General features: G+C 30.6%; 19 protein-coding genes. 7 read left to right on the forward strand and 12 right to left on the reverse strand.

From position 1 onward, the window contains the following. Positions 1–12 precede the first annotated feature (12 nt). Positions 13–222 (forward strand): DUF3006 domain-containing protein, encoded by a 210-nt coding sequence (locus I6U48_RS06190; protein ID WP_218319541.1) that lies wholly within the window; start codon positions 13–15, stop codon positions 220–222. A gap of 89 nt (positions 223–311) precedes the next feature. Here the strand turns inward: I6U48_RS06190 and I6U48_RS06195 are convergent, their stop codons facing one another. Both I6U48_RS06195 and I6U48_RS06200 read right to left on the reverse strand, forming a co-directional pair. Then, positions 312–2,384, reverse strand: coding sequence for an exo-beta-N-acetylmuramidase NamZ domain-containing protein (locus tag I6U48_RS06195; protein WP_218319542.1), 2,073 nt, complete (start codon positions 2,382–2,384; stop codon positions 312–314). Positions 2,385–2,561: 177 nt separating this feature from the next. After that, positions 2,562–4,220 carry a cell wall-binding repeat-containing protein gene (locus tag I6U48_RS06200; protein ID WP_218319543.1) on the reverse strand — a complete coding sequence of 553 codons (1,659 nt, stop codon included), beginning with the start codon at positions 4,218–4,220 and terminating at the stop codon, positions 2,562–2,564. Positions 4,221–4,504: 284 nt separating this feature from the next. Here I6U48_RS06200 and I6U48_RS06205 point away from each other — a divergent pair, with 284 nt between their 5' ends. The 3 genes from I6U48_RS06205 (at position 4,505) to I6U48_RS06215 (ending at position 9,437) form a co-directional block, all read left to right on the forward strand. Then, positions 4,505–7,582, forward strand: coding sequence for an efflux RND transporter permease subunit (locus tag I6U48_RS06205; protein ID WP_218319544.1), 3,078 nt, complete (start codon positions 4,505–4,507; stop codon positions 7,580–7,582). Next, the gene (locus I6U48_RS06210) at positions 7,572–8,822 is read left to right on the forward strand and encodes an efflux RND transporter periplasmic adaptor subunit (protein WP_218319545.1); all 1,251 of its coding nucleotides are present in this window, start codon (positions 7,572–7,574) and stop codon (positions 8,820–8,822) included. Before I6U48_RS06205 ends, I6U48_RS06210 begins: the two co-directional genes overlap by 11 nt. A gap of 174 nt (positions 8,823–8,996) precedes the next feature. Further along, the gene (locus I6U48_RS06215) at positions 8,997–9,437 is read left to right on the forward strand and encodes a MarR family winged helix-turn-helix transcriptional regulator (RefSeq protein ID WP_218319546.1); all 441 of its coding nucleotides are present in this window, start codon (positions 8,997–8,999) and stop codon (positions 9,435–9,437) included. A gap of 61 nt (positions 9,438–9,498) precedes the next feature. Here I6U48_RS06215 and I6U48_RS06220 read toward each other — a convergent pair whose 3' ends face one another. The 4 genes from I6U48_RS06220 to I6U48_RS06235 all read right to left on the reverse strand — a co-directional run bounded on the left by I6U48_RS06220 (position 9,499) and on the right by I6U48_RS06235 (position 13,472). Then, positions 9,499–9,951, reverse strand: a complete 453-nt coding sequence (locus I6U48_RS06220; RefSeq protein ID WP_218319547.1) for a MarR family winged helix-turn-helix transcriptional regulator — start codon at positions 9,949–9,951, stop codon at positions 9,499–9,501. A gap of 84 nt (positions 9,952–10,035) precedes the next feature. Further along, the gene (locus I6U48_RS06225) at positions 10,036–10,779 is read right to left on the reverse strand and encodes a VanW family protein (RefSeq protein ID WP_218319548.1); all 744 of its coding nucleotides are present in this window, start codon (positions 10,777–10,779) and stop codon (positions 10,036–10,038) included. A 55-nt stretch (positions 10,780–10,834) separates the two neighbouring features. Next, positions 10,835–12,733, reverse strand: a complete 1,899-nt coding sequence (locus I6U48_RS06230; protein ID WP_218319549.1) for an ATP-binding protein — start codon at positions 12,731–12,733, stop codon at positions 10,835–10,837. Positions 12,734–12,968: 235 nt separating this feature from the next. Further along, positions 12,969–13,472, reverse strand: a complete 504-nt coding sequence (locus tag I6U48_RS06235) for a PaaI family thioesterase (protein ID WP_218319550.1) — start codon at positions 13,470–13,472, stop codon at positions 12,969–12,971. Positions 13,473–13,644: 172 nt separating this feature from the next. Between I6U48_RS06235 and I6U48_RS06240 the strand changes: the two genes are divergently transcribed. Then, on the forward strand, positions 13,645–13,905 hold the full coding sequence (locus tag I6U48_RS06240; RefSeq protein ID WP_218319551.1) for a thioredoxin family protein: 261 nt from the start codon (positions 13,645–13,647) through the stop codon (positions 13,903–13,905). 541 nt (positions 13,906–14,446) lie between these two features. Here I6U48_RS06240 and I6U48_RS06245 read toward each other — a convergent pair. The 3 genes from I6U48_RS06245 to plsY all read right to left on the reverse strand — a co-directional run bounded on the left by I6U48_RS06245 (position 14,447) and on the right by plsY (position 18,786). After that, a complete protein-coding gene (locus I6U48_RS06245) occupies positions 14,447–16,675 on the reverse strand; it encodes a HelD family protein (protein ID WP_218319552.1) in 2,229 nt (742 codons plus the stop codon). Positions 16,676–16,976: 301 nt separating this feature from the next. Then, positions 16,977–18,158, reverse strand: coding sequence for a DUF4085 family protein (locus I6U48_RS06250; RefSeq protein ID WP_218319553.1), 1,182 nt, complete (start codon positions 18,156–18,158; stop codon positions 16,977–16,979). A gap of 34 nt (positions 18,159–18,192) precedes the next feature. After that, positions 18,193–18,786 carry a glycerol-3-phosphate 1-O-acyltransferase PlsY gene (gene plsY / locus I6U48_RS06255; protein WP_218319554.1) on the reverse strand — a complete coding sequence of 198 codons (594 nt, stop codon included), beginning with the start codon at positions 18,784–18,786 and terminating at the stop codon, positions 18,193–18,195. 424 nt (positions 18,787–19,210) lie between these two features. Here plsY and I6U48_RS06260 point away from each other — a divergent pair, with 424 nt between their 5' ends. Beyond that, positions 19,211–20,092: a Cof-type HAD-IIB family hydrolase gene (locus I6U48_RS06260; protein WP_218319555.1), complete on the forward strand. Its 882-nt coding sequence runs from the start codon at positions 19,211–19,213 to the stop codon at positions 20,090–20,092. A gap of 115 nt (positions 20,093–20,207) precedes the next feature. Here the strand turns inward: I6U48_RS06260 and lysA are convergent, their stop codons facing one another. Continuing rightward, the gene (gene lysA / locus I6U48_RS06265; RefSeq protein WP_218319556.1) at positions 20,208–21,461 is read right to left on the reverse strand and encodes a diaminopimelate decarboxylase; all 1,254 of its coding nucleotides are present in this window, start codon (positions 21,459–21,461) and stop codon (positions 20,208–20,210) included. Between the two features lie 125 nt (positions 21,462–21,586). Between lysA and pdxR the strand changes: the two genes are divergently transcribed. Continuing rightward, positions 21,587–23,002, forward strand: coding sequence for a MocR-like pyridoxine biosynthesis transcription factor PdxR (gene pdxR, locus I6U48_RS06270; protein ID WP_218319557.1), 1,416 nt, complete (start codon positions 21,587–21,589; stop codon positions 23,000–23,002). An 81-nt stretch (positions 23,003–23,083) separates the two neighbouring features. Here pdxR and I6U48_RS06275 read toward each other — a convergent pair whose 3' ends face one another. Next, positions 23,084–23,956 (reverse strand): radical SAM/SPASM domain-containing protein, encoded by an 873-nt coding sequence (locus I6U48_RS06275; RefSeq protein ID WP_218319558.1) that lies wholly within the window; start codon positions 23,954–23,956, stop codon positions 23,084–23,086. A 189-nt stretch (positions 23,957–24,145) separates the two neighbouring features. Further along, positions 24,146–25,324: an aminotransferase-like domain-containing protein gene (locus I6U48_RS06280; protein WP_218319559.1), complete on the reverse strand. Its 1,179-nt coding sequence runs from the start codon at positions 25,322–25,324 to the stop codon at positions 24,146–24,148. Between the last annotated feature and the right edge of the window lie 93 nt (positions 25,325–25,417).

Below are 25,417 nucleotides of genomic sequence, written 5' to 3' on the forward strand. Positions count from 1 at the left end.
GGAGAGATTTTAATGAAAGCTACAATAATAAAATTCGAAGGGATATGTGCTATTTGCAAAACAGAAGATCTTAGTGTAATAGCCATAAGAAAAGTCAATCTTCCCATTGAAGCACTAGAAGGCGATTTATTAAATATAGATACTGACACTATTACCATAGAAAACAAAAGCATTGAAAGCCCTTCTGATTTTAAAAATGATATATCATTAAATTTATGGTAAAAAAAGAAAGGTACATCTTTATCATCTTTTATTAGATATGAATGTTCCCTTCTCTTCTTAGAGTAATATTCTTCTATAGTTATACAAATCTAATTATATATTAGATATTTTACTCTCTCTGCTTTAAACTGTTCAAGTCCTGAACTATATTCCGTTTCAATTTGCTGAGGACTATATCCTGACTCCAGATATTGCCCAATCTTATCTGTCCCCATTATTTTATCAAACATAACAATTGTATCTTTGCTCTTAGGGACTTTAAAGTTATTTAAGGAATGTGCATAAGTTATCACATATATTCCGGTTCTTGCAGGGTTAAAAGTATGGTAATCGGTTATTTCGAGCTTTACCCCACCAAATCCGTTTCTTGGAGATGCATTAAATCTAACTCCTGGCAATGAAGCTTCATTTAATAATTCCGCAAACTTATCAGAGTTAATACCCTTTCCACCAACCCACGTAAAATAATCATCTTGGTATACTGTAGTTCCTTCACCAAGCCCAGTTGAAGAATAACAGAAAACAGATTGTATATTAGGTATATAAGGAGAACTTTGCACCCAATTTAATCCAGTATCCTGAAATATCATTTTTCTATTATATCCTTCCATAGGTACTACTGTAAGTTTAGCTGATATGCTTCTATTAAAAAACTGACCTAATTCTCCTACTGTCATTCCGTAGGTCATCGGCATGTTGTCTATTCCTACAAAGCTTTTAAATTTATCTTCTAATACTGGTCCTCCAAGAACCTCTCCCCCCAATGGATTAGGTCTGTCTAAAACTACGATTTCCTTATTATATTTTGCTGCTGCTTTCATACAATAATTTAATGTAGATATATATGTATAAGATCGTGCCCCAACATCTTGAATATCAAATACTAAGACATCTACCTTTGAAAGCATATCCTCTGTAGGCATTCTTGTGTCTCCATAAAGACTATATACAGGAATTTTTAATCTTTCATCAGTATAAGATTTCACATAATCTCCTGCCTTGGCCTTTCCATCAATGCCATGTTCTGGAGCAAAAAGAGCTGTAAGTTTAGCATCGCCATAATTTGATAATATGTCAACAGTACTTACTCCTCTACTGTTTACCCCTGTTTGGTTGGTAACAAGTCCTACATTTTTTCCTTTTATTAAATTGCTGTATTTACTTATTAGTAAGTCATCTCCAAGTTTAAAACTGCTTTCTGCTTTATTAACTAATAAATTTTCAACTGCTTCCTTTGACACAACTGCCTCACCACCTAGCACTCTAAACTCACTTGCTGAAGGTATTTTAGAATAAAATCCAGTTTTAGTAATTGATATGTTGCCATTAGTAAGTATTAGTGGTGAATTTACTTTTGCTGCTGCTACAGAACCAGATAAGGCATCTGCATAACCTTCCCCTGTACTTATATAAATACTATTAAAATTTATTTCATTTGAAAATTCTTCGACTATCTTTTGATTAGTCTCGTATCTATCCATACCTCCTATTCTCTTAAAATCATTAAGCTCATCAGTTATATTAGTTCCAATTACACCAATTCCACCAGTCACATAGGATTTTCCTTTGCTGCTTTGAAGATACTGTTTTACCCCTGAAGATAAAGCATATTTATTGGTTAATAATATTGGCATCCCCTTTACAGCTGCTATAGGTGCTATTGAAAGAGCATCTGGAAAACTCTCTCCTGAGGCTATTACCACTCCATTATCACTCCCTATAAGCTGCGCAACCTTTAAGCTTGTATCATATCTATCACTTCCGGAAATTCTTTCGTATTTTACTTTCATGCTATCCAATTGTTTTTCTATATCCTTCGATACAACTCCGGTTCCGCCTATTATGAATAAGTGTCTCACTTCTAATCTAACTAACTGATTCTTTATACCATCACTTAAACTTTTTCCACTAGTTAATAGAACTGGTGCATTATATTTTTTCGCTAAGCTGGCGGCGCAAAGTGCATCTGCAAAACCTTCTCCTGAAACTAGAACTGCATAATCTGATTTATCCCAGCTATTTTCACATATGCTGATGGAAGTAGCATATCTGTCGCTTCCTCCAAACCTTTTTTGGGATGGAGCTGCAGATACCTTAATTGACATAAAAACAAAGCTGCTTAATAAAAAACTTATTAATAATAAATACTTCTTTCTTAACATTATATACTCTCACTCTCTTTGCTAATAAAACTTCTTCAATTATTAATTTATATCTCGATAATTACTTTATAGATACCAACACCAGACACTTAACTTATCCGGTCGCATAAGTTAAGTGTCGGCCGTGTTTATCTATACAAACAATGCTCTTAATTTAAACATTTATAAAGCACTTGTCTATTTTATTGTTCTAAATTCATATCCATAGTCTTTCAAAAATTGTATAATTCTAGGCAAAGCTTTCGCTGTTTCTTCCTTACCATAGGTATCGTGCATTAGTAAAATTACCTTTTCTTTATTTCCAACAGTATTTCTTACCTCTTCTAACAATTGCTCTGCATTTTTTCGTCCGCCTTCTGCATCTCCATCATAGGCATTCCAGTCTATACTATACATATTGTTTTCCCTTAATACAGCGTTAAAAGTACCTAAATTGGGATCGTTATAATATTTCCTAGACATATATCCTCCAGGCATTCTTGTAATTCTTGTTTTAAATTCCTCCCCAATAATACTACTTATTGCATTATTAGTTTCCCTAACTTCCTCCATATATTTATCCGAATCTACTTTATTACCAGGATATATAATTTTAAGTTCATGGGTATAAGTATGGTTACCTATAGCATGTCCATCTTGTAAAATCCTGATAACTAATTTCTTACTTTCCTCATTAGCTTCAATATTAGACCCAAGTAAAAAGAAAGTTGCTTTTACATCATTATTTTTTAATATATCTAATATTTGAGGAGTTACTGTAGTAGATGGTCCATCATCAAAAGTAAGAAATACTATTTTTCTTCCATCGCTTTCAAAATTATTTTGTAACATCCTGCTTACTTTTTCTGCATCATAGGTATATCTAACTATTTTTTTATCACTTAATAGAGTTTGAACCGCTTCATCTGGCATAATCTCTTCGCCACCTAATACTCGCATCTCATTTATCGAAGATATTTTTGAAGCAAGAACGGTTTTAAGAAGTAATACATTCCCGTCTGTGAATATAATTGGTGAATTTATTTTTGCTGCCGCTGCTGAACCAGATAAAGCATCTGCAAAACCTTCTCCCGTTGCCACATATACGCTGCCAAAATTTATATCATTAGAAAATTCATCAATTATTTTTTGATTGGTTTCATATCTATCCACACCATTTAAAATTTTATAATTGCTTGTGCATTTTGCAATATCTTCACTTACAGTACTGTCAACACCAAGAACATAACACTTCTCTATTACACTATTTCCAATATAAGATTTAATATTATCATTTAGACTATGCTTGTCTGTTAATAATATAGGAATTCCTTTAATCGCAGCCATAGGTGCTATGGATAATATATCCGGGAAGTCTTCTCCTGATGCTATTACTATTCCATTATTAATACCTATATACTGTGCAACCTTTAAGCTAGTATCATATCTGTCATTTCCTGATATTCTTTCACAATCTATATTGGCCTCATATATCTGCCTTTCTATATCTTCCGATATAACTCCTGAGGCCCCTATAATAAATACCTTCCTCACGTTTAGTCTGGTTAGCTCATTCTTTATATCGTTACTTAAAACTTTTCCGTTAGTTAAAATTATTGGCGCATCAAATTTTTTGGCTAAGGTTGTTGCACAAATGGCATCTGCAAAACTTTCTCCTGAAACTAAAACTGCATAATCTGACTTGTTCCAATTGTTTTTGCATATACTAAGTGATGTAGCATACCTATCACTGCCTCCAAATCTCTTTTGAATAGTATCCGCATATACCTTTCTTGGTATAAATAACAAGCTAATTATTAAACAACCTATAATAAATATACAGCTTCTTTTAAACATTCACTTCTTTCCTTTCAAAAATTATTAATTTAATCTAAATTCAATACACACAACTCCTGTGACAATATTATTCTATATCTTTCCTTAAATTCCTCTTAGGTTTTTAAAATCAAATAAATTTACACTATTTTGTTTATACTTTCATTAAAAACTGTTGATTTCCAATTGCAGTAATAGTATAATTTGACACATAATAATATTTAATATATATTAAATATTATTATGCATTAAATTTTTATTAACATTAATATTTAAACACAATAAAGTGTGTAAGGAGGATAAAAATGAAGATAACTGAAATATCAGTAAAACGACCAGCAGCAATGTGGATGGTCGTAATTTTGCTAATTGCACTTGGTGTTTTTGGCTATACAAAAATGGGAGCAAATTTACTACCCTCCATGAATAATCCTGTTATAACAGTTAGTACAATCTATAGCGGTGCTAGTGCTGAAGATATTAAAAAAGACATTGTAAAACCTATTGAAGACGCAGTATCAGGAATAAGTGGTCTTGATACTATTAATTCGACCGCAAAAGAAGGCTATGGTACTGTTACAATAACCTTTAAATCTACTGCTAATTTAGACACTGCATATCTGGATGTGCAAAAAGCAGTCGAAAATGCTTCATCAAAGCTTCCTAAAGACGCTGATAAGCCTACTATATTTAAGATGGATACTAATGCCATACCAGTTTTGGCAGTTTCTCTAAATGGGAATGTAAGTTATGATGAACTTTATAATGAATCTGATATCTTAAAACAGAAACTAGAAAAGCTACCTGGGGTCGGTAAAATAGACTTAATGGGCGCTGATAAAAAGGAATTAACAATAAAGCTTGATAAAACTGCCATGGAGTATTATGGCATAAGCATTAATACTGTGATGGGTAAACTAAATACAGTTAACCTGAATGTACCTGCTGGTGAAATTAAGCAGGACAAGTTAGATCAATCTGTCAGAGTCATTGGTCAGTTCCGCAGCATAGACGATGCAAAAAATATGTTAGTACCTACATCAAATGGAGGCACTGTACGTCTGGGTGAAATCTCCAAAATAAGTTTAGAAGCTCCTGATGCAACTACTCAAATAAGATTTAATGGTAAAAAAACTATGGCAGTTGTTGTTGGGAAACAAAGTGATGCAAATGTAGTAGAAGTAGCAAATAGTGTAAAAAAGGAATTAGAATCAATTAAAAAAAGTATTCCAGATGGAATTAAAGTTGATATTGCTTTTGATACCACTACCTTTATTACTTCTTCATTAAAACAAGTACAGCATAATCTTATAGAAGGAATTATAACTACCGCAATTGTGCTCTACTTATTTTTCCGTAGTTTTCGTTCTTCTTTAGTTGTTTTAGTTGCTATACCTACCTCCCTTATAGCTACCTTCTTTATGATGTACAAGCTTAATTTTACACTTAACATGCTGTCTCTTATGGGACTATCTTTAGTTGTAGGTACATTAGTGGATGACTCAATAGTTGTAATAGAAAGTATACAAAGGCACATAGGTTTAGGTAAAACTCCTAAAATTGCAGCTATTGATGGACGTGATGAGGTTGGAATGGCTGCTGTAGCTATAAGTCTTTGTGATATAGTTGTATTTGCTCCTATTTCTCTTATGTCTGGTATGATAGGACAGCTATTTAGAGAGTTTGGACTTACTATAGTTGTAGCTACAATATTTTCTCTCTTAGTATCCTTTACAGTTACACCTATGCTTTCATCGCGTATATTAAAGAAAGAAAATAAAGAAAATGAAATTAAGAAGGATGGATTCTTCAGCAAGGTTCTGGAAAAATATAAAGGAACTCTTATATGGTCTCTAGAACATAGAAAAAGAGTTTTATCAGCTGTCATTATATGCATTGTGCTCAGCGTTGCTCTTATTCCAATGGGAATATTAAAATCCGAATTTATACCTACAGCTGACCAAAGTAGTTTTACTATTGATCTCTCTCTTACTCCAGGCTCTACCTTAAAGCAAACAGACGAAAAGATTACTCAAGTTGAAAACTACTTAAAAGGAATGAAAGAAGTAAAAAGTTATTTTTCAATGGTTGGATCAAATAGTCAAGGAAGTTCTGATAAAGCTACAGGCGAAATTATGGTTAACCTAGTTTCTAAAAATGAACGTAAAAAAAGTCAATCTCAGCTTGCATCACAAGTTCGTGACTTTGGTAAAAAAATGACTGGAGTAGATTTTACTGTAACAGAATCCCAATCTGGCGGTGGAAGCAGTAAACCTGTTTCTATAAGTATAAAGGGAGATAGCCAAGAAACCTTAGAAGCTTTATCAAAAGAAGTAGAGAATATAGTAAGAACGGTTCCCGGAATTATTGATGTAAGCAACTCTTCCAATATAAAAAGCAGTGAACTAAGAGTAAACATAGATAGTCTATCAGCTGCACAATTCGGCATTGCTACATCTGATATAGGAAGTTCTGTCAGAACTGCTTTAGCAGGTACTAAAACCGGAGTGTATAGAGCAAATAATGAAGAAAATGATATAACGCTTAAATTTATGGATGGTCAGATAAGAAGTGCTGAAGATATTAAAGCTATAAAAATTTCAAATGCGTCTGGACAGCAAATATCATTAAGTCAAATTGCGACCGTTGTAAAAGCAGATAGCCAGCCATCATTATCTAGAGAAGATAAACAGGATGTTGTCACCATAGGTGCAAACCTACAAGGTAGAGTTCTTGGAGAAGTAACTAATGATATAAAAGCTAAATTAAAGTCTCTGTCTTTACCTACAGGCTACAGTATAAGCTATGGTGGAACTCAAAAAAATATGGCTGAATCCTTTAGTTCTCTTGGGTTAGCCTTAGGAGCTTCATTATGCCTTGTTTATATGATATTAGTAGTACTTTATGAATCCTTCTTAACTCCAGCTATAAGAATGGTATCTCTTCCTTGTGCTATAATAGGTGCCTTTGGTTTACTAGCATTAACAGGGCAAACTTTAAATTTAATGTCAATGATTGGGCTCATAATGCTTGAAGGTTTGTCATCTAAAAACGGTACTTTATTAATAGACTATACAAACACCTTAATGAAGAAAGGAATGAATTTAAAGGATGCCCTTATTGAGTCTGGTGTTACAAGATTAAGGCCTATAATAATGACAAGTTCAACAATGATAGTTTCAATGCTTCCTGTTGCATTGTCTATGGGTGAAGGAAGTGAAATGAAACAGAGTATGGCTATAGTAATTATCGGTGGTATGGTTGCGTCGACTATACTTTCTCCTATAGTAATACCAATAGTTTATACTTTAATGGATGACTTAACAAAATTTGTATTTAAGAAAAAAAGAAACACTAAGGGGGGTACCCAATATGAAGGTTAACATTTTAAATAAAAAGAACTTAATAATAGGTGTAGTCTTAATAATAATTATTATCGGATGTGCTTCTATTTTTAGTAAGAGCAAAAAAGCGGAAGAAAAGCAAGAAGTTAAAAATGTGAAAGTAGAAAAAATAGCTATTGGTTCAATATCTACCGAAGTAGATTATGCAAGTAAATTGAATCCTGTACAAGAGGTAACAATTTTACCTAAAGTTGGAGGGAAAGTTGCTAATGTGAATGTAGATATAGGGGATAAAGTTACAGCAGGACAAGTGCTATTTACACTAGATACTGCTGAACTTCAAGCACAATTTCAATCTCAACAGGCGGCTTTAGAAGCTTCAAATGCTAATTTAGCTAGAACAAGTGACTCTGGACTTCAGCAGCAAATAACAACTTCTGAGCAGTCAGTTCAGAAATCACAAATAGCTTATAACGATGCAAAAGATAATTATGATAAAATGCAAAAATTATACGCTAGCGGAGCTATATCTAAACAAGAACTTGATAATGCAAAACTAAGACTTGATAACTGCTCTGTGGACTTAAAGGCTTCTCAAGATAACCTAACCCTTATAATCGAAAAGTCTGGTCCACAATCTACACAAGCTGCAGCAGCACAGGTTGCACAAGCACAGGCAGGAGTAAATGCTGCACAAATTCAATTAAGCAATGCTTCTGTAACTTCACCTATTGATGGAATAGTATCTTCTAAAGATGTCAAGGTCGGTCAGCTTGCTGGTGGTCAATCTGGATCAGTTACTATAATAGACAGCAGTAGCTTTATCTCGGAAGTAAACGTTCCAGATAAAGTAGTTGGAAAACTTCAGATTGGTCAGACAGTTCAAGTAAGCATAAGTGCCTTAGACAACAAAAAAGTGACTGGAGTAATAGATAGAATTAGCCCTAACTCTAATTCAAAAGATAACTCTTATACTATAAAAATAAAAATTGACAATTCAAAAGGAGAACTTAAAGCTGGTATGTTTGCAAGGGTTTCTTTGCCATCCGAAAAGAAAGATAACATATTAACAGTTCCAAACGAAGCAATAAAAATGGAAAATAACGTGAATTATCTTTATGTAGCTGATAATGGAAAAGTAAAAAAAGTATCCGTTGATATTGGTATTTGTGATGACAAAGTTACGGAAATAAGTGGAAATGTACAAGCAGGCATAGATGTAATCGTAGAAGGACAAAATTTATTAAGTAATGGAGATAAGATTAACGTGGTTAAATAAATGCTTTAGTAGAGTCGATGCATTTTTTAATTAGAATTATTAGGAAGTTAAAAGTCTAAATAACCTTTAACGGGTAATTTGTGAGCTGAAGTGAACGTGTTAATTTACCCCGTGCTCGAAGGGGAGCGAACGTGGTTAATTACACAGCGTTCCGACTAGAAGGAGGAAAAATATATGTGTAAAAATCCTGTGGATGTGTTAGCTGAAAATCTAATTACCTTCCTTCCAGTAATGATAAAAAAAATTATAAAATTTGATACAGCACCCATTAAAATGCCTCCACTAAATCAACTAATGGTACTAGGGCTTCTTCAAGAAGAAGGAAGTTCATCAATTTCGGAGTTGTGTAAAAATTTAACTATTTCCAGACCTCAAATGACTATTGTTATAGATAAATTAGTTGACTTAGACTTGGTTTATAGAGTGCATAATGAAAGTGATCGAAGAACAATAAATATCAATGTTACTGAAAAGGGTAAAAAATACTGCCTAGAAATTTCAGAAATGGTTAAAGAAAACTTAAAGTCTAAACTCATGAATCTATCACAGGAAGATTTGTCAATACTTCTAAGATCAATAGACGTTGCAAAAAATATATTTAAAAAACTAGAATAAAAAAAACTAGCTGGAGGCTAACTTAATGGTAAACTTTCAGCTAGTTCTATATTTATACAAATCAACCCTCTATTTTACTTATCTCTATATCCACCTTGCCTAATTTCTCATAGATGGAAGCTAAAGTTTCTAGTTCATCTGGTTCTAAATGAGAGAGATAGCTTTTTAGTATTCTGCGGCATCTTTCCTCAAATTTATTCATCAATTCCCGTCCTTCATCTGTTATAGAAACGAGTACAGATCTCCTATCCACATCATCATGTCGACGATAAACCAATCCATTGTTAGTTAACCTGTCAATCATTGTTGTTACTGCACTTGGCTTAACTCCAATTTTTTCAGCTAAATCCGTAACCTTATTTGATTCTTTTTTAGATAATAAATCCAACATATTAAGCTGTGTTTCAGTTACACCAAACTCTTCCAAGGACTTCTTAACGGTCTCACCAATTTTCATACTGGTACTCCATAATGCAATTTGTGCACGAGAAACATAATCCTCTTTATTTACCATAAGTGTTTCCCCCTTTGTGTATCTACCTTGAATAATATAATGAAGAAAATAAAAAGTCAAGTCACAAGGGGACTTTGTTTATGCTTATACTTTTAAGATTGAAACATATACTTTACCACTTTTTACACTTACTAAAAATTTTACTGAGTAATCCTTATTATTTTTAAACTTTAAATCCTTGTATCCATAACTTACTGCTGCATCTTTTCCATCAGGGATATAAGATACATCTCCGCTATGTTCATGTCTTTCTATGATTTCCATGTTAAGTTTTAATGCAGTATTATATATAGTACTACTTAACTGACAAATTCCTCCACCAACGTCTTCACTTGTTTCTCCATTCACTAAAATTTTTGCGCTTTTATATCCAGTTTTGGTTTCTCTCTTTCCCACTACTTCATTAAATGAAAAAATTTCTCCTGGTTTAAGTGTAAAACTATTTATTTTTTTAGCTGCAAGCCTTATGTTATTTACCCTATTCGGATCACTATCTAATATATTTGTATTAAAGCTAGCCAAAATTTTATTCTCATTGGTTTGTTTTTTTATTGGATCTTTCTTTGGAGCTGGTTTCTGCACCTGTGCCTTTGAACCACTATTTTTTTGAGATTGCTGCTGATTTTTATTTGGTTCACTCGGTTTTGGTTCACTCGGTTTTGGTTCACTCGGTTTTACTTCACTTTGCTTAGGAATACTTTTTTCTGTTGTCTCTTGCTTTGGAATAATTTTCTCCATAGACCCTTGCTCCGGAACATTTTTACTTGTTTTGCATGCAGTAAAGAGAAATATACTTAAAACTAAAGTAGATATTATTTTTCTTGACATGCTTATCACCTCTATGGATAATATTTGCTCATGTCAGAAATATAATACATAAATTTTACGGTATCATCTCTTCGAACTCTTCTTCATCTTCAATACATGGTAATATAAGCTTAAAGGTTGTTCCCTTTCCCAATTCGCTCTCTACTTCTATTCTACCTTTATGTTCCTTAACTATTGTATAACATACATTTAATCCTAGTCCAGTTCCAGTTTTTTTAGTTGTAAAAAATGGCGTTCCTATTTTTTTCAAAGTTTCTTTTGACATTCCTTGGCCATTATCTTCTATTCTTATAAACAGTTCATTTGTCTTTTCATCATATCCTGTTCCAATTATCAATCTAGCATCCTCTGTATTTACCATTGCATCAACTGCATTTTTACAAATATTTAGTACTACCTGCTTTATTTGTGATTCATCACATAACAAGTATTCTTCATCTTTAGATAAATAAAAACTAATATTTACACCTTTCATAAGAGATGATGTTTCAACTATAGATTTTATTGATTGAACCATATCATAAATAGAAACCTCTTCTAAATGAAGCTCTCTTGGTTTTGACAATGATAGGAACTCACTAATAATTCTATTTACCTCATTAATATCTTTATTTATTTTTTGAGTATAATTTCTTACCTTTTCTTCTTGTGTCAGTATATCTATCAATTGACAACTTCCCTTTATAGTCGTTAAATAATTTCTTGTCTCATGCACAATGCTTGCACCCATCTGCCCCAGCAATGCAAGCTTCTCTTGTTGAATCATCTTTTCCTGCTGCTCTCTTAAATTTGTCATATTAGAAGCTACTCCTATTTTACCTACCATTTTGCCATTTGCATCATATATCGTAGATATATCACATAACAATCGTTTTTTTTCTCCATATATATTAGTGACCGTTATCTCATAACTCCTTTTTAAATTGCTATCACTATCATTTTTTTTATATTCCTTCTCCAAAAATACTTTATTTTTCTTCATATACTCACTATAATTCATGCCTATAACCTGTTTTACTGGTATCCCAAGAATTTCCTCATGTGCTCTATTACACATAACTATCTTGCCATCTTTATCTACTATTAAAACCAGCTTCTCCATGGCATTTAGTACTATTTGTGTTTGAAATTGTAAATTTTTTAACTGAGCATTCTCATTTTCAGTTTTTCTATTTTTATAGGCTATGGCACTAACAAATACAGCCTTATACAAATAGTAATAATATGCTATTTTCAAAATGTGCACACATATACTATTATTTATATTGATATTCCTTAACAATATAAAACTCAATTGTGTACAAAATAATAAAATCAGTACCATAAGTATATATTCATATGAAGCAATATTCTTATTTTCCTGCTTTTTCTCTAAACTATAAATGCTTATAATTGCAAATAATAAAATAATAAATCTTATATATATCAATATGTGTTCTATTTTTATCATTTGTAAAGCTTTAGGAAAATATAATATTATTATGGATATAATAACAGAAAAAACAATAGTTAATAAAAAACCTAGCTTTTTGTTTAATTCAATCATTCCTATTTTTGAAGATAGCATAATCAGAACTAAAACTTCACATAGTTTGCCTAACATAGACTGCCTAATAGAAATATTGGTATAGACTCCATTAAACCTTGTATTAGTTAAAAAATAATATAAATGAAATAAATTAAAAATTGCAATTGCAATAAATCCCAGCCAAATAAGATAATTTATACTCAACTTTTTTTCATAGGTGCTTCCAATAATAAGAACTATAGAAACAATTAAAAATATACATATAACTTCAGAGGCAGCATATATTATGTAATAACTTCTACTTTGTAATATCTGTGATATTACAAATGACAAAAGAAAACTAACTATTAGTATTAAAATACACTTACCAAATAATTGATCAGCATCATTAAAAGCTAACTCATTTTTGGTCTTCAGCTCACTCATTGTCCTTTTACCTCCAGAATAATAATTGTTATTATGTAAATTATTCCCTTATAAGCAACTATATCACATTTTTAAAAATAATAAAAGCATTAAATTTATTGTATTTAAACGTTTACTTAAAATGCAATTAAAATATTATTATGGAGCAATAAGCCTCATAAATTTATAAGGCTTATTGCTCCATAATAATATTTCACATTTTTTCTGTCTTATTTATAAATTCATTGAAACAACTTCAAATATCTATTTCTTTAGGGTCTTTACTTGACGCTATTATCTTCCACTCATCCTCTTGAAATTCAGAATCTGTAATTTTATCAACTGGCATTTTAAAATACTTTCCCTGTGCAGTTACTGCAACCTCCCCATTACTAAGTAAAATTTCTCCTGTGCCTTCAAACACTCTTCTTGTGTCTTTTATAATTCTTCCAACCACTTTTAATTCTTCATTTAAAGGCACTGGTTTTTTATATTTTAAATTTAATTCAATAGTTACTCCCCACATATTAGGATCTTTAATCATAATTGCTCTACCTATAGTTTCATCTAATATAGCAGAAGCTATCCCTCCATGCAATCTCCCAGGATAACTTTGATGTTCCTCAAGAGACTTAAATATCGCTACTACTTCATTATTTTCTATTTCATAAAAGGATGCTTTTAATCCTAAATTATTCTCCATTCCACATACTATACATTTTTTACTGTTATGCTGCTTTTTCAACACTCTATATTTCATTCCATACCTTTCCTTTCAATCCAATATGTTTCTTAGTAATATTATTTTATCACATTATTCTTGATCACAAACTAATTTTATTTCCATTCTTTTCACTAATGTAACATAACATTAATGATAATGTTGTATAATATTCCTGTAATAAATAATAGGAAGGTAGGTGTTTTAAGAAATGAAACCTGTAATTATGTTCATAACTAGTTGGTGTCCATACTGCAAACAAGCTTTTTCATTTATGGAGAACTTAAAAAAAGAGCATCCAGAATATGCAAAGATTGATGTTAAAATAGTAGATGAAGAAAAAGAACCAGAGTTTGCTAGACAGTATGACTATTACTATGTTCCTACATACTATGTTGATGATATTAAAGTTCATGAGGGCGTTCCTTCAATGGATATTGTGCGCCAAGTATTTGAAAAGGCACTTAAATAAAAAAACTTATGAGGGAACTGTTGCACTTATAGATAACCACACCAGACACTTAACTTATACTATGAGAATTATCGGTAATAATTGGGAGATGCAAACATATTTCTAGAGGACAATTGACAAAGGACATAGGACAGTGAAGGTAAGTTTTCTTCCTTACGTCAGAAAGCTAATTTATTTTTTTAGGCTTGTTTTGTGAGTGTAAAACATCGCTTATTCAAATACTCAGAAAGTAGAAGTTTCTTTTAATTTAAAGATTTTTCGTAGTGTAGCGGAGAAAAATCCTCCTTTACTGTCCTATGTCAATTGTCCTCTGTCCTCTAAAAAAATATTTAATTTGTGTTAACTGTTACCAATAAATATTTTTTATAAGTTAATTTTCGGCCGTGGATGTCTATAGTAGTGCAACAGGCTCCCTATAATTACAGCATTTAGCATAGCAGTACCTCTTTTCATGATATTGTGAAAAATTACCTTTTAACAATAATATTATCATAAAAATAGGTAAACCACACTGAACATAACTTATAAATTGATAAATAATCTAAATAAGGAAGCTTTTTTCACCAGTATAATAAATACTTAATTCATGAAGGGTTCTAGTACATGCTACATACAACAATCTTCTATCAAAATCATTTTTATATTTTTCAGCACAAGCATCATATATAATAACCACATCGAATTCTAACCCTTTTGCTAAATAGGCTGGAATAATAAAAGCACATCCTTTAGTCTCAGTGTCTGCATCTTTTAGTGCTGCAACTTTTGTCAATTCTTTTAATCTTTGTTCTATATCACAAGCTTCCTGCATTGTTTTACAAATGACTGCTATTGATTCATATCCTTTTTCAAAGCACTTATTTATATCTGAAGCAATAGCTTGATCCATTGAAGTTCTATTTTCCATATGCAGTACCTTTGGCTCAGCCTCATGTCTCTCAAAAGAAACAAGTTCACACTTTCTATTTAATAGTTTTTGAGAAAATAAATTTATTTCAACAGAAGATCTATAACTCTTATTCATAAATATCTTAACTGATTTTCTTTTATCTAATATTTCTTCAATATCATCATACAAGTTTTTATTTCCACATTTCTCAATAGTTTGATTAAAATCACCTAAGATAGTATATCTAGCTCCTTTAAATAGAAGTTTAAAAATTTGATATTGAAGCGGATAATAATCCTGTGCTTCGTCCACTACTACCTGTTTAATCTCCGAAAACTCTTCAATTCCTTCTAATTTTAGCTTAATATATAAAAGTGCAGCACAATCTTCATAGGAAATATAACCTTTTTCAAAATTTTTATTAGTTTGTTCTGCTATTTTATCTATAGTTTCAGGAAGTTGTAAACCTTCAGATAACTTAACCAAAAGTTCTTTTTTGCTAAAAAGCAACTTATACAATAGCATATAATCTATTTCTGTAAAACTATGAAGATGTTTCATAAATCTATTTGCCTCTTTAATTGCTAATAATCTGCTAAAAGGTTTTATCTCAAGAATGTGATTGCCAGACTTTTCTACAACCCTCTCAATTTTTTCAAGTCTTTTCTCTCTTAAAGGATGAATTTTATTTAATATCATATTTTCAATTCTTTTTAATCTTTTGGATATAGGCATATCTATTTTGTTTATAAGGAAAAAATTTTTGATCTCCTGTCTTGTTTCAATTATTTCACCATCGTAGTATATATCTCTAAAATCAATTAAGTTTTTTTCATAGTACTCTATCAATCTATCTAGCACCTTATGGAAAACATCTGATCCCTTAAACTGAATGCTCTGAATCCTAGACGAAAAGCTCTCCTCATCCTTAAGAGTAACTAAAGTCTCAAGCTGAATCTGCCTGCTTTCAATAGAAAATCTTTTTCCTAGAAATTTTAATATAATATCATCAAAGGTAATTTGTTCTACATTCTCCTCTCCAAGCTCTGGAAGAACATCTGAAATATACTTACTAAATATAGAGTTAGGTGAAATTATAATAACGTTGTTTATACCAAGCCTAGAGTTTAATCCTTCATAGAGTAAAAATGCAATTCTATGCAAGGCTATAGATGTCTTTCCACTTCCTGCTACTCCCTGTACAATCAGCAGCTCATTTTCAGTATCTCTTATAATAAGATCTTGCTCCTTTTGAATAGTTTCTACTATACTTCTCATCTTAGAAGATGCACTGCGACTTAAAACTTCCTGTAATATTTCATCATTAATTCTTATACTGCTGTCAAAAAAATACTTAAGCTTACAATCTTTAATTTTGTACTGTCTCTTCAAAAGTATATCTCCATTTATTATACCAACAGGTGACTTATAAGACCCTTTACCTAATTCACATCGATAAAATATACTAGAAATTGGAGCACGCCAATCATATACAAGAATATCATCATTATCTGAATCCATTAGATTATATAGTCCAATATAAATTTTTTCTACATCATCAAAACTCTCTTCTATAAAATCAAACCTTCCAAAGTAAGGAGATTTCATCATTTTATTGTATCTTTGTATACGCCTTTCCGTACTAATATAGTCTTTAGTTCCCATATTGACCTCAGAGAGGAAGTGATTCATTTCTGGTATTCTATCAAAGTCCTCTGAAAAGTGAACACTTTCCTCCCACATTTCTTTTCTCGAAGCTACAACATCGCTAAATTTATTCTTTAAAGCATCTTCTTCCCTCTGAAGTTCCTTTTTAATTACATTTAGCGTCTTTTTAAGATACAAAGTTTCCTCTTCTTGATTTTGTTTAAAATCACTCATTTTATCACCCACCTATATTTTTTTCAAAAAACTATTGACACTATCATTAATTTTGTGCTATGATAATAGCATAAATTACAATATTAATGATATACTTGTGTTAAGTGTGTCTAAAATTTAATTATACTCTAAGTTTCTTTTAATGTAAATATAGTATATTTTTCCTTGCAAAATTTTAGATGAGCGATTTGCTGATCTTTTTTTATTATCAGTTCAATAAGCTATAAATGAATTTTTAAAATCAGATTTTAGTTTATAAATTTTGTATAAAAAGAATCTGAGTAAGTATCACTAAAATATTTTAGTGATACTTACTCAGATTCTTTTTCATATAGTCAATAAATAGCTCGTACAATTCATTTGCACTAGTTTTCTCGTAACTCAAAAAGTCTTTATCTATTTTTTTTAATTCTATTGATTTTACATATTTCTCCTTATCACTGTTATATATATTTATAGCTTGAGTTAACATTGATGATACATGCTTTTCTCCAATTTTCTCTAATATAGCAAGTGTTTCTGTAACATGTTTTGAATTTAGAAATAAGAACTGTTCAAAGCCACTACTTATCTTTTTATAATTTGGCATAACGGAATCATGCTTTAGCATACAAATTAAAGTATCAATTAACAGCAACTTACTTTCTTCTTCAAGCAAGTTTTCTTTTCCTATCACTATAGCTTTACCTCGTATAATCTCTAATATTTCATTAAAGCTATCATTATAGTTTTCTAATTTTGAAGCTTCCTTTATATAATCGTTATTTACAAAAGATATATATATATCTTTGGCAACAACTCTTAATTCACTATTATCAAGTAGTACCTGATATTCAAATTCACCTTCATTTGAAAGATAAACTTCACTATGTAACCAGCTGCTTCCTTCAATATTTCCCTCTACCTCCACGACTTTAACACCTTCAAAGTTTATATATGCCTTCCCCCAATCTCCATCTTTATATTCGACACACAATTTATCTGCAGAAGGTTGGTTTAATGATATTATTTTTTCTTCATGCATTTTGTAATACGGAAATCTTTTCATACTGCTTGGTAAATACTGCTTTATCGCTTTATATTGTTTATTATATCCATTACATGCACTTCTCCAAGTATACTCTATTTCTGATTTCCACTTTAGCAGCTTTTCATATAAATCCTTGGATAATAGATTTAACACTAAAAGCCTATAATCACATATATCTTTTTTAATGTAATCTGGCAAATACTTTTTTAACAGCCTTGTCTTTTCATCAATATAATCTTCATAATCTTTTTCAACATTATCATATCTATATATTTTTTTCACTTCATTTGGTAATTCTAAAATCACTTTTATTCTTTTTTCTATTTCATTTTTTAAAAACGTTTCAATATTATCTCCAGTATAACTCTTTAAATTTTTTTTGGGACTTAACTCAAATTCAATCCAAGAAGCAAATTGAATTTGTTCATATAATTCTCTTGTTATATACCTCATCGCCCATACCACCCTATAATTATATTAATCCCTATTATTTTTCTTCCTTTTTTATAAGTCTAATTAGATTGTCCTTATGTCTAATTATTATTAAAATAGCCGCTATTGTAGTAGCTATTGTTATTGACAAAGGTAATTTCATTATAGCGCATACTATAGGTATGGTTACGCCAAGGCTGATAGATCTAATTGATACTATACCTGTGAATAATCGCAAAATAAAATAAACAGCTACTCCAGATAATGTTGCAATAGGCGTAACAAATACAAATGCTCCAAGCGTTGTGTTTACACCTTTTCCTCCTCTAAAAGCAAGAAATGGAGTATAATCATGCCCTAATATTGCTGCTACTGCAATGCTGGAAAGATAAGCAGCTTTTGGAATAGGCAAGCTCATTGTATTTGATATGTATATTCCTATAATTACAGGAATCATACCTTTTGCAATATCCATTACTTGTGTAATAAGCGATGGTTTTCTTCCGACTATCCTTTTTACATTTGTTGAACCTATATTTCCACTGCCTTTTGTTCTAATATCAATTCCATACATATTCTTAGTAACTAAGTATCCTGTTGGTATTGATCCAAATAGAAAAGATATTATCACCGTTATTATAACAACCATTTTTTCACCTCTAACTATACAGAATTTATCTTACTTATGCTCAGTTTTTCTATATACTATATTTTACCATAAACCTATGAAAAAATATAATTTTCTCATTATTACTCTAAAATTGTAACCCTAAAAACCTGTAACTTTTTCCCCTCAAAATTATACTATATTTTTCTTAACAATTCCATTTAAAGCACAATAATCTGCAATTTGTATACATATAATTCTTTTTACTTATATATACTTGTAAAGAACGAAAAAAACTTATAGTTCATTGACAAAAACCTTATAAAACATTATAATTTAATCTATAATACATTGCTTATCAAACCCTTTTAATAAATATAAATAATTGTTAAGATCAAGCTTTCATAAAAACTCTAGATAAAATATTGCAAATTTAATTATATATTAATAATAAGAGGTGTGTTTAATGAAACTTTTTGCTACCGATTTAGATGGAACTCTTTTAAATTCAAATCATAAAATCAGCAAAGAAAATGCCGAAGCCTTAAAACTAGCTCAACAAACTGGAATGGAGATATCGATTGCTACTGGAAGGATCTACTCTGATGCCCTGCATCTGTGTAAAGAAGCCAATATAAATACACATATAATATCAAACAATGGTTCTATGGTTTTTTCTAAAGAAGGAAAAAAACTAAAGGCCTGGACTATAGATAAAGAGCTTATTGAATTTGTGTTCAATTGGCTTAACAAAAATGAATACTTCTATCAGATATGCACCGATAAAAATATATTTCTTCCATATAATGCAAAAGGCCTATTAAAAAAGGATTTTGACAATGTAAAAATAAATAATCCTTTTCTTGGCGAAGACCTTATCAATGATGTATCAAATTTAGTGTTTGCTCAGGAAGGTCTCAAATTTGTAAAGTGTAAAGATGATATTTTAAAATCAAATTTAGATTTTTGCAGTATAACAGCTATTTCCCTTGACAAAGACAAGCTTAATTGTGGTAGGGATTATTATAAAAATTTCAAAGAATTATCTATGGTAATTTCACATGAGTATAATTTCGAATTAACTAATAAAGATGCTTCTAAAGGTAATTCTTTGGAATATTTAGCTGATTATTTAGGAATTCCTCTAAGTGATGTTGGAGCAATTGGAGATAACTATAATGATATATCTATGTTTAAAAAAGCAAAAATAAGTGTAGCTATGGGAAATGCTGATGCTGCCATAAAAGAAATCTGCAGACATGTTTCTGTTTCAAATGATCTTAATGGAGTAGCTCATTTTATTAACAAATTTATGAATAAATTAAAAGCTCAATCCACTCCGGCGTAACCTTTTAGGCGTAACGGAAGGATTAGATAAATACTACCGAAAGTAGACTTACACTCCGGTATATAAGTCTACTTTCTGGTGTGTTTATCTATAGATATCTACATTTCAAATACTTCTAAAAATAATTTCTCATAAGATCTTCTAAATTATCTCTCCTTCTAATAACTTTTATTTCTCCATTTTCTTTGATAAGAACCTCCGCAGGTCTAAGTCTATTATTATAATTAGAACTCATTACATAACCATAGGCCCCTGCATCTAGTACACCCACAATATCCCCTTCTTGTATTTGTGGTAAAATTATATTTTCAGATAGTATATCTCCACTTTCACATATATTCCCTACTATAGTAACCTCTTCACTTTCACTAGTTAAATTATCATTCTTTTTATATACTTCAATATCATGATGTGAATTGTATATGACAGGCCTTGCAAGAACATTAAATCCTAAATCTGTACCCACATATTTTCTATCATAATTCATTTTTATAGCATGTACTGTCCCTAAAAGCACACAACATTCTGCAGGTATATATCTTCCTGGTTCTATTTTAAATTCAAGTTCTTTTCCATGCTTTTTAGTCCAATTATATATTATAGAGTCAAGTTCCTTTCCTACAGCTTCTAAATCTAATCTTTGCTGATTCTTCTGCTTTTTATATGGTATACCGAAGCCACCTCCCATATCAATAAACTCAAGTTCTTCAAAGTTTTCAGCAATAGAAAGTAAAGCTTTCACACTTTCTAAATAGGTACTTTTTTCCATGAAGAGGGAGCCTATATGCTGATTTATGCCTATAAGTTTTAATTTATACTTATTGACAATCTCTTTAACCTCATTAATATATTGTGGATCCACACCAAATTTAGTCTTTTTCCCTGCTGTAACTACTTTTTCATTATGTCCTACACCAACCCCTGGATTAAATCTAATCGCTACTGAACCACCTCCATTTATTTTTCCAAAAAGCTCTAGTTGCGAAAGAGAATCTACACTTATAGTAACTCCTTTTTCTATAGCATATTTGAATTCTTCAGCAGACACATTATTGGGGATAAAGAAAATTTGCTCCGGTTTAAATCCAGCCTCAAGCTGAACATATATTTCCCCAGGAGACATAGCATCTACATTAAGACCTTCTTCTCTTACAATTTTTAATATATGAAAATTGCTATTTGCCTTTGCAGAAAAACTAACAGAAAATCTATCATACTTTAAAAGATTTCTCATTTCCCTGCATCTTTCTCTTAGAATTCCTTCATTATATACATAAAGTGGACTTCCATATTCCTCTATAAGTTCATTTGGTGTTGTGTTTCTATAAAAGTTCAAATTTTCTGTAATCTTATTAAATTCATTATCCATAATTTTTTACAACTCCTTTTAATACAGTTTCATTATAGTTATTATAAGAATCTATTGTCTTTATATAAAGTGACAGTTATACTTATTTTAATGATGACAGATTATATAAATCTAAGGAGGTAAAAGTGTTAGAATTATTGCCGCATTTAAATTATAAAGAAAAAATTCCTTTGTATATACAGATTTATAAATACATTAAAGATGAAATTTTGTCTGGAAAAATCCCCTCTGAAAGTAAGCTTCCATCTATAAGAAGCTTGGCTAAAGATTTAAAGCTTAGCAAAAATACAATTGAATCCGCCTATGAACAGTTAATTGCTGAAGGCTACGTGAAATCTAAAAACCGTTCTGGTCTATATGTAGAAAGACTGGACAATGAATTTAACTACTTAAAAAGTATCAATTTAAACTCATATAAAGAAAAAGTTAATAATATTTACGAACCAATAGTAAGGTATGATTTTAGTAGTGGCCAAATTGATTTAACGTCCTTTCCCTACACTAAGTTTAGGAAAATATTAGAAAACTGCGTAAATGAATATTCTAAGGAACTGCTTTTATATGGTGATCATAAAGGTGATTATGGTTTAAGACACGAAATTTCCAAATATATTCATCATTCTAGAGGAGTTACTTGTTCACCAAATCAAATAGTAATATCTTCAGGAACCCAACAATCCTTAACTTTATTAGCTCACATACTTTCAAATATTCATACATCTATAGCTTTTGAAGAACCTAGCTATTTAGGTGCAAAAGCTGTATTTAAACATTTTAACTTTAATATCACTCCTATTAACTTAGAAATAGACGGTATAGATATTGGATCTTTGTATAAAAGTATATCTCAAATTGTATATGTTACTCCCTCTCATCAATATCCTTATGGTATGGTTATGCCTATATCAAAAAGACTAAAACTACTTCAATGGGCTGAAGAGAAGGATGGACTCATAATAGAAGATGATTATGATGGAGAGTTCAGGTACAAAGGAAGGCCTATTCCATCATTACAGGGACTTGATAAGATAAACAGAGTTATATACCTTGGAAGCTTTTCAAAATCACTAATGCCATCAATGAGAATAAGCTATCTAGTACTTCCAGAAGCACTTCTCGATATTTATGAAAAACAATATAAAATTTATGAACAACCTGTACCTAGATTGCTACAAAAATCTCTTGAAATTTTCATGAAAGAAGGTCATTGGGAGAAACATTTAAGAAAATTAAGAGTATTGTATAAGAAAAAACAGGAGATACTAATAAGTTCTATAACAGAGCATTTAGCAAAGAGTGTAACTATTATTGGTTCCGATTCCGGTCTTCATATATTGCTTAAAGTTAATACAAAAATAAGTGAACAAGAACTGGTTGATAAAGCTTTGAAAGCTGGTATTAAAGTAAATCCTACTTTAGTTAACTGGATAAATCCTCCCACAAATTCCTTGCCAGTTATTTTCATAGGTTTTGCTGGAATAGAAATAGAAGACATAACAAATGCCATAAAGGATTTAAAAGAATGTTGGTTTCAATTTTAAGTTTCTCTATAAATAAGGGGGCCGTCGCACTTAGGTAAGTACGGCAGTCCCTTTATTTAGAAAACACCTTTGATTTTCCTATTAGCTGTATCTTTTTACATATGCACACCTTTTGCATAACTCTTCTACAGCACGTCTTCTTGAAAATCCATCATATAAATTTTTTGCTCTTTCTGAAGCCAATATTTTGTCTATGGGAGTTTCGAATATATTTCCTAATGCTATATTACTTTCACTATCTAAACAGCAAGGGACTACAGTTCCATCTACTAATATTCCCATTTGATCCCTTAATCCATAACAAAATACTTTATCATCTGTATTAATTTTGTTAATATCAGGCCACTCAAATTTTTCTGCCATATTTAAATACACATTGTTTCTTAGCTTTACACTATGAGATTCTTGAAGCTTTTCACTTAATTTAAAGTCTAGTTTTAGCTTAGTTTCTAACATATTTAATATATCTTTATTTGCTTTATTACTTCCCTTTAGCAAGGCACTATCCATATTCCATAATCTAATAGAGCAAATAATATTACTTTTTTCATTTGCCTCTAATATGAAATCTACTATATTATCTATATACCCATTTAAATCTTCAGCTTTATCATTTGCTTCAAAGCTACTAAGTGATATATTAACTTGTCTCAATATAGATGATGAAATTAAAATATCCTTAACACTATTTATTAAAGTTCCATTAGTGGTTATGTTAACCTTTAGCCTATTATCATGGCTTATTTCTAGAAATCTACCTAAGTTAGAGTGCAAAAGAGGTTCCCCCATCAAATGAAAATATATATGATCTGTATAAAGTTTTACAGATTTCACTATATGTTCAAAAGATTTCTCATCCATAAATTTTAACTTTCTCTCTGTTTTAGGGCAAAAATTACAGCTTAAATTACATATGTTCGTTATTTCAATGTATACCTTTTTGAATTTCTTCATTCGTTAACTCCTGTTTTCTACAAGTATATTTTAATTAAGAATCCCTTGATTTTATTTTTTAGTAATATTTAATAATTTTAGAATTATTACTCAATTATATAAATTTTCTAGGATTACTTTTATCATATTGTAGTATAACAGGATTATTGTATTTTTTACAATCTTTTTATCTAAGGAAAATATATTATATTAAAATTCTTTAAGTACTTTTCCTAACCTTTTAATTCCCTCTATAATCCTCTCATCTGGCATATTGGAATAGTTTAATCTAAAAGAATTTTTATTATTACCATTTGGAAAGAAAGATTCACCAGATACAAAGGCTACATTATTCTCTATTGCCAACTTAAAAACTTCATTGGTATCAATGTTTTTCGGAAGTTCTACCCATATAAATAGTCCGCCGTCTGGTAAAGTGTATTTTGTACTTTCCGGGAACTCTTCTTTAATACACTTTATCATTAATTCTCTTCTATGCTTATAGGTTTCTCTAATTTCAGATATATGAGCCTCTATATCAAACATTTCCATGTATCTTGCTGTCATAATTTGTGCAAATATATTAGTATGCAAATCCATACTTTGTTTAAATGGTACATACTTCTCTATAAAACTATTATCTGCACATATCCATCCTATTCTTAAACCTGGAGCAAATATTTTTGAAAAGGTACTTAAATAAATTACCCTTCCTTCTGTGTCAAAATGCTTTAAAGGCGGCAACTTTTCCCCTGAAAATCTTACTTCTCCATAAGGATTATCCTCTATTATAACTATGTCAAATTTATTTGCTAATTCTATTAATTTTTTTCTTCTATTTAAACTCATAGTTCTTCCTGTAGGATTTTGAAAATCTGGTATAGTATAAATAAATTTTGCATTAGGATTGCTAGTTAATGTTTTTTCAAGTTCCTCCATAATCATGCCTTCTTCATCCATAGGAACCTCTTGAAAATTTGGCATATATGCATTAAAGGCATTAATTGCCGCAAGATAAGTTGGGCTTTCACATATTATAGTATCACCTTCATCAATAAACACTTTACCTGAAAGATCTAGTGCCTGCTGTGATCCTGTAGTTATTATTACGTTTTCTAGAGAAGTTTCCACTTCTAAGTTTTTCATTCTCTGACAGATAGCCTCCCTTAAAGGTACATAGCCTTCAGTAGTGCTATATTGAAGAGCTGCTTGTCCATTATTATTTAAAATATCTTCACATACTTTTTTTAGTTCTTCTATAGGAAAATGCTCTGGTGCTGGTAACCCTCCAGCAAAAGATATTATTTCTGGTCTTTCTGTAACCTTTAATATTTCGCGTATTTCTGAAGCTTTAACATAATTATTTCTTTTAGAAAATCTATTTTTCATTTACGAATTCCCCCTTAATAAAATTTTAAAAATTTAGCGTATTAAAATTTGCAAGGATAACTCTGTTTTTATTAGTTTTTATAGATAAACTAA

Source organism: Clostridium thailandense, assembly GCF_019207025.1.
GTDB lineage: Bacteria > Bacillota > Clostridia > Clostridiales > Clostridiaceae > Clostridium_AM > Clostridium_AM thailandense.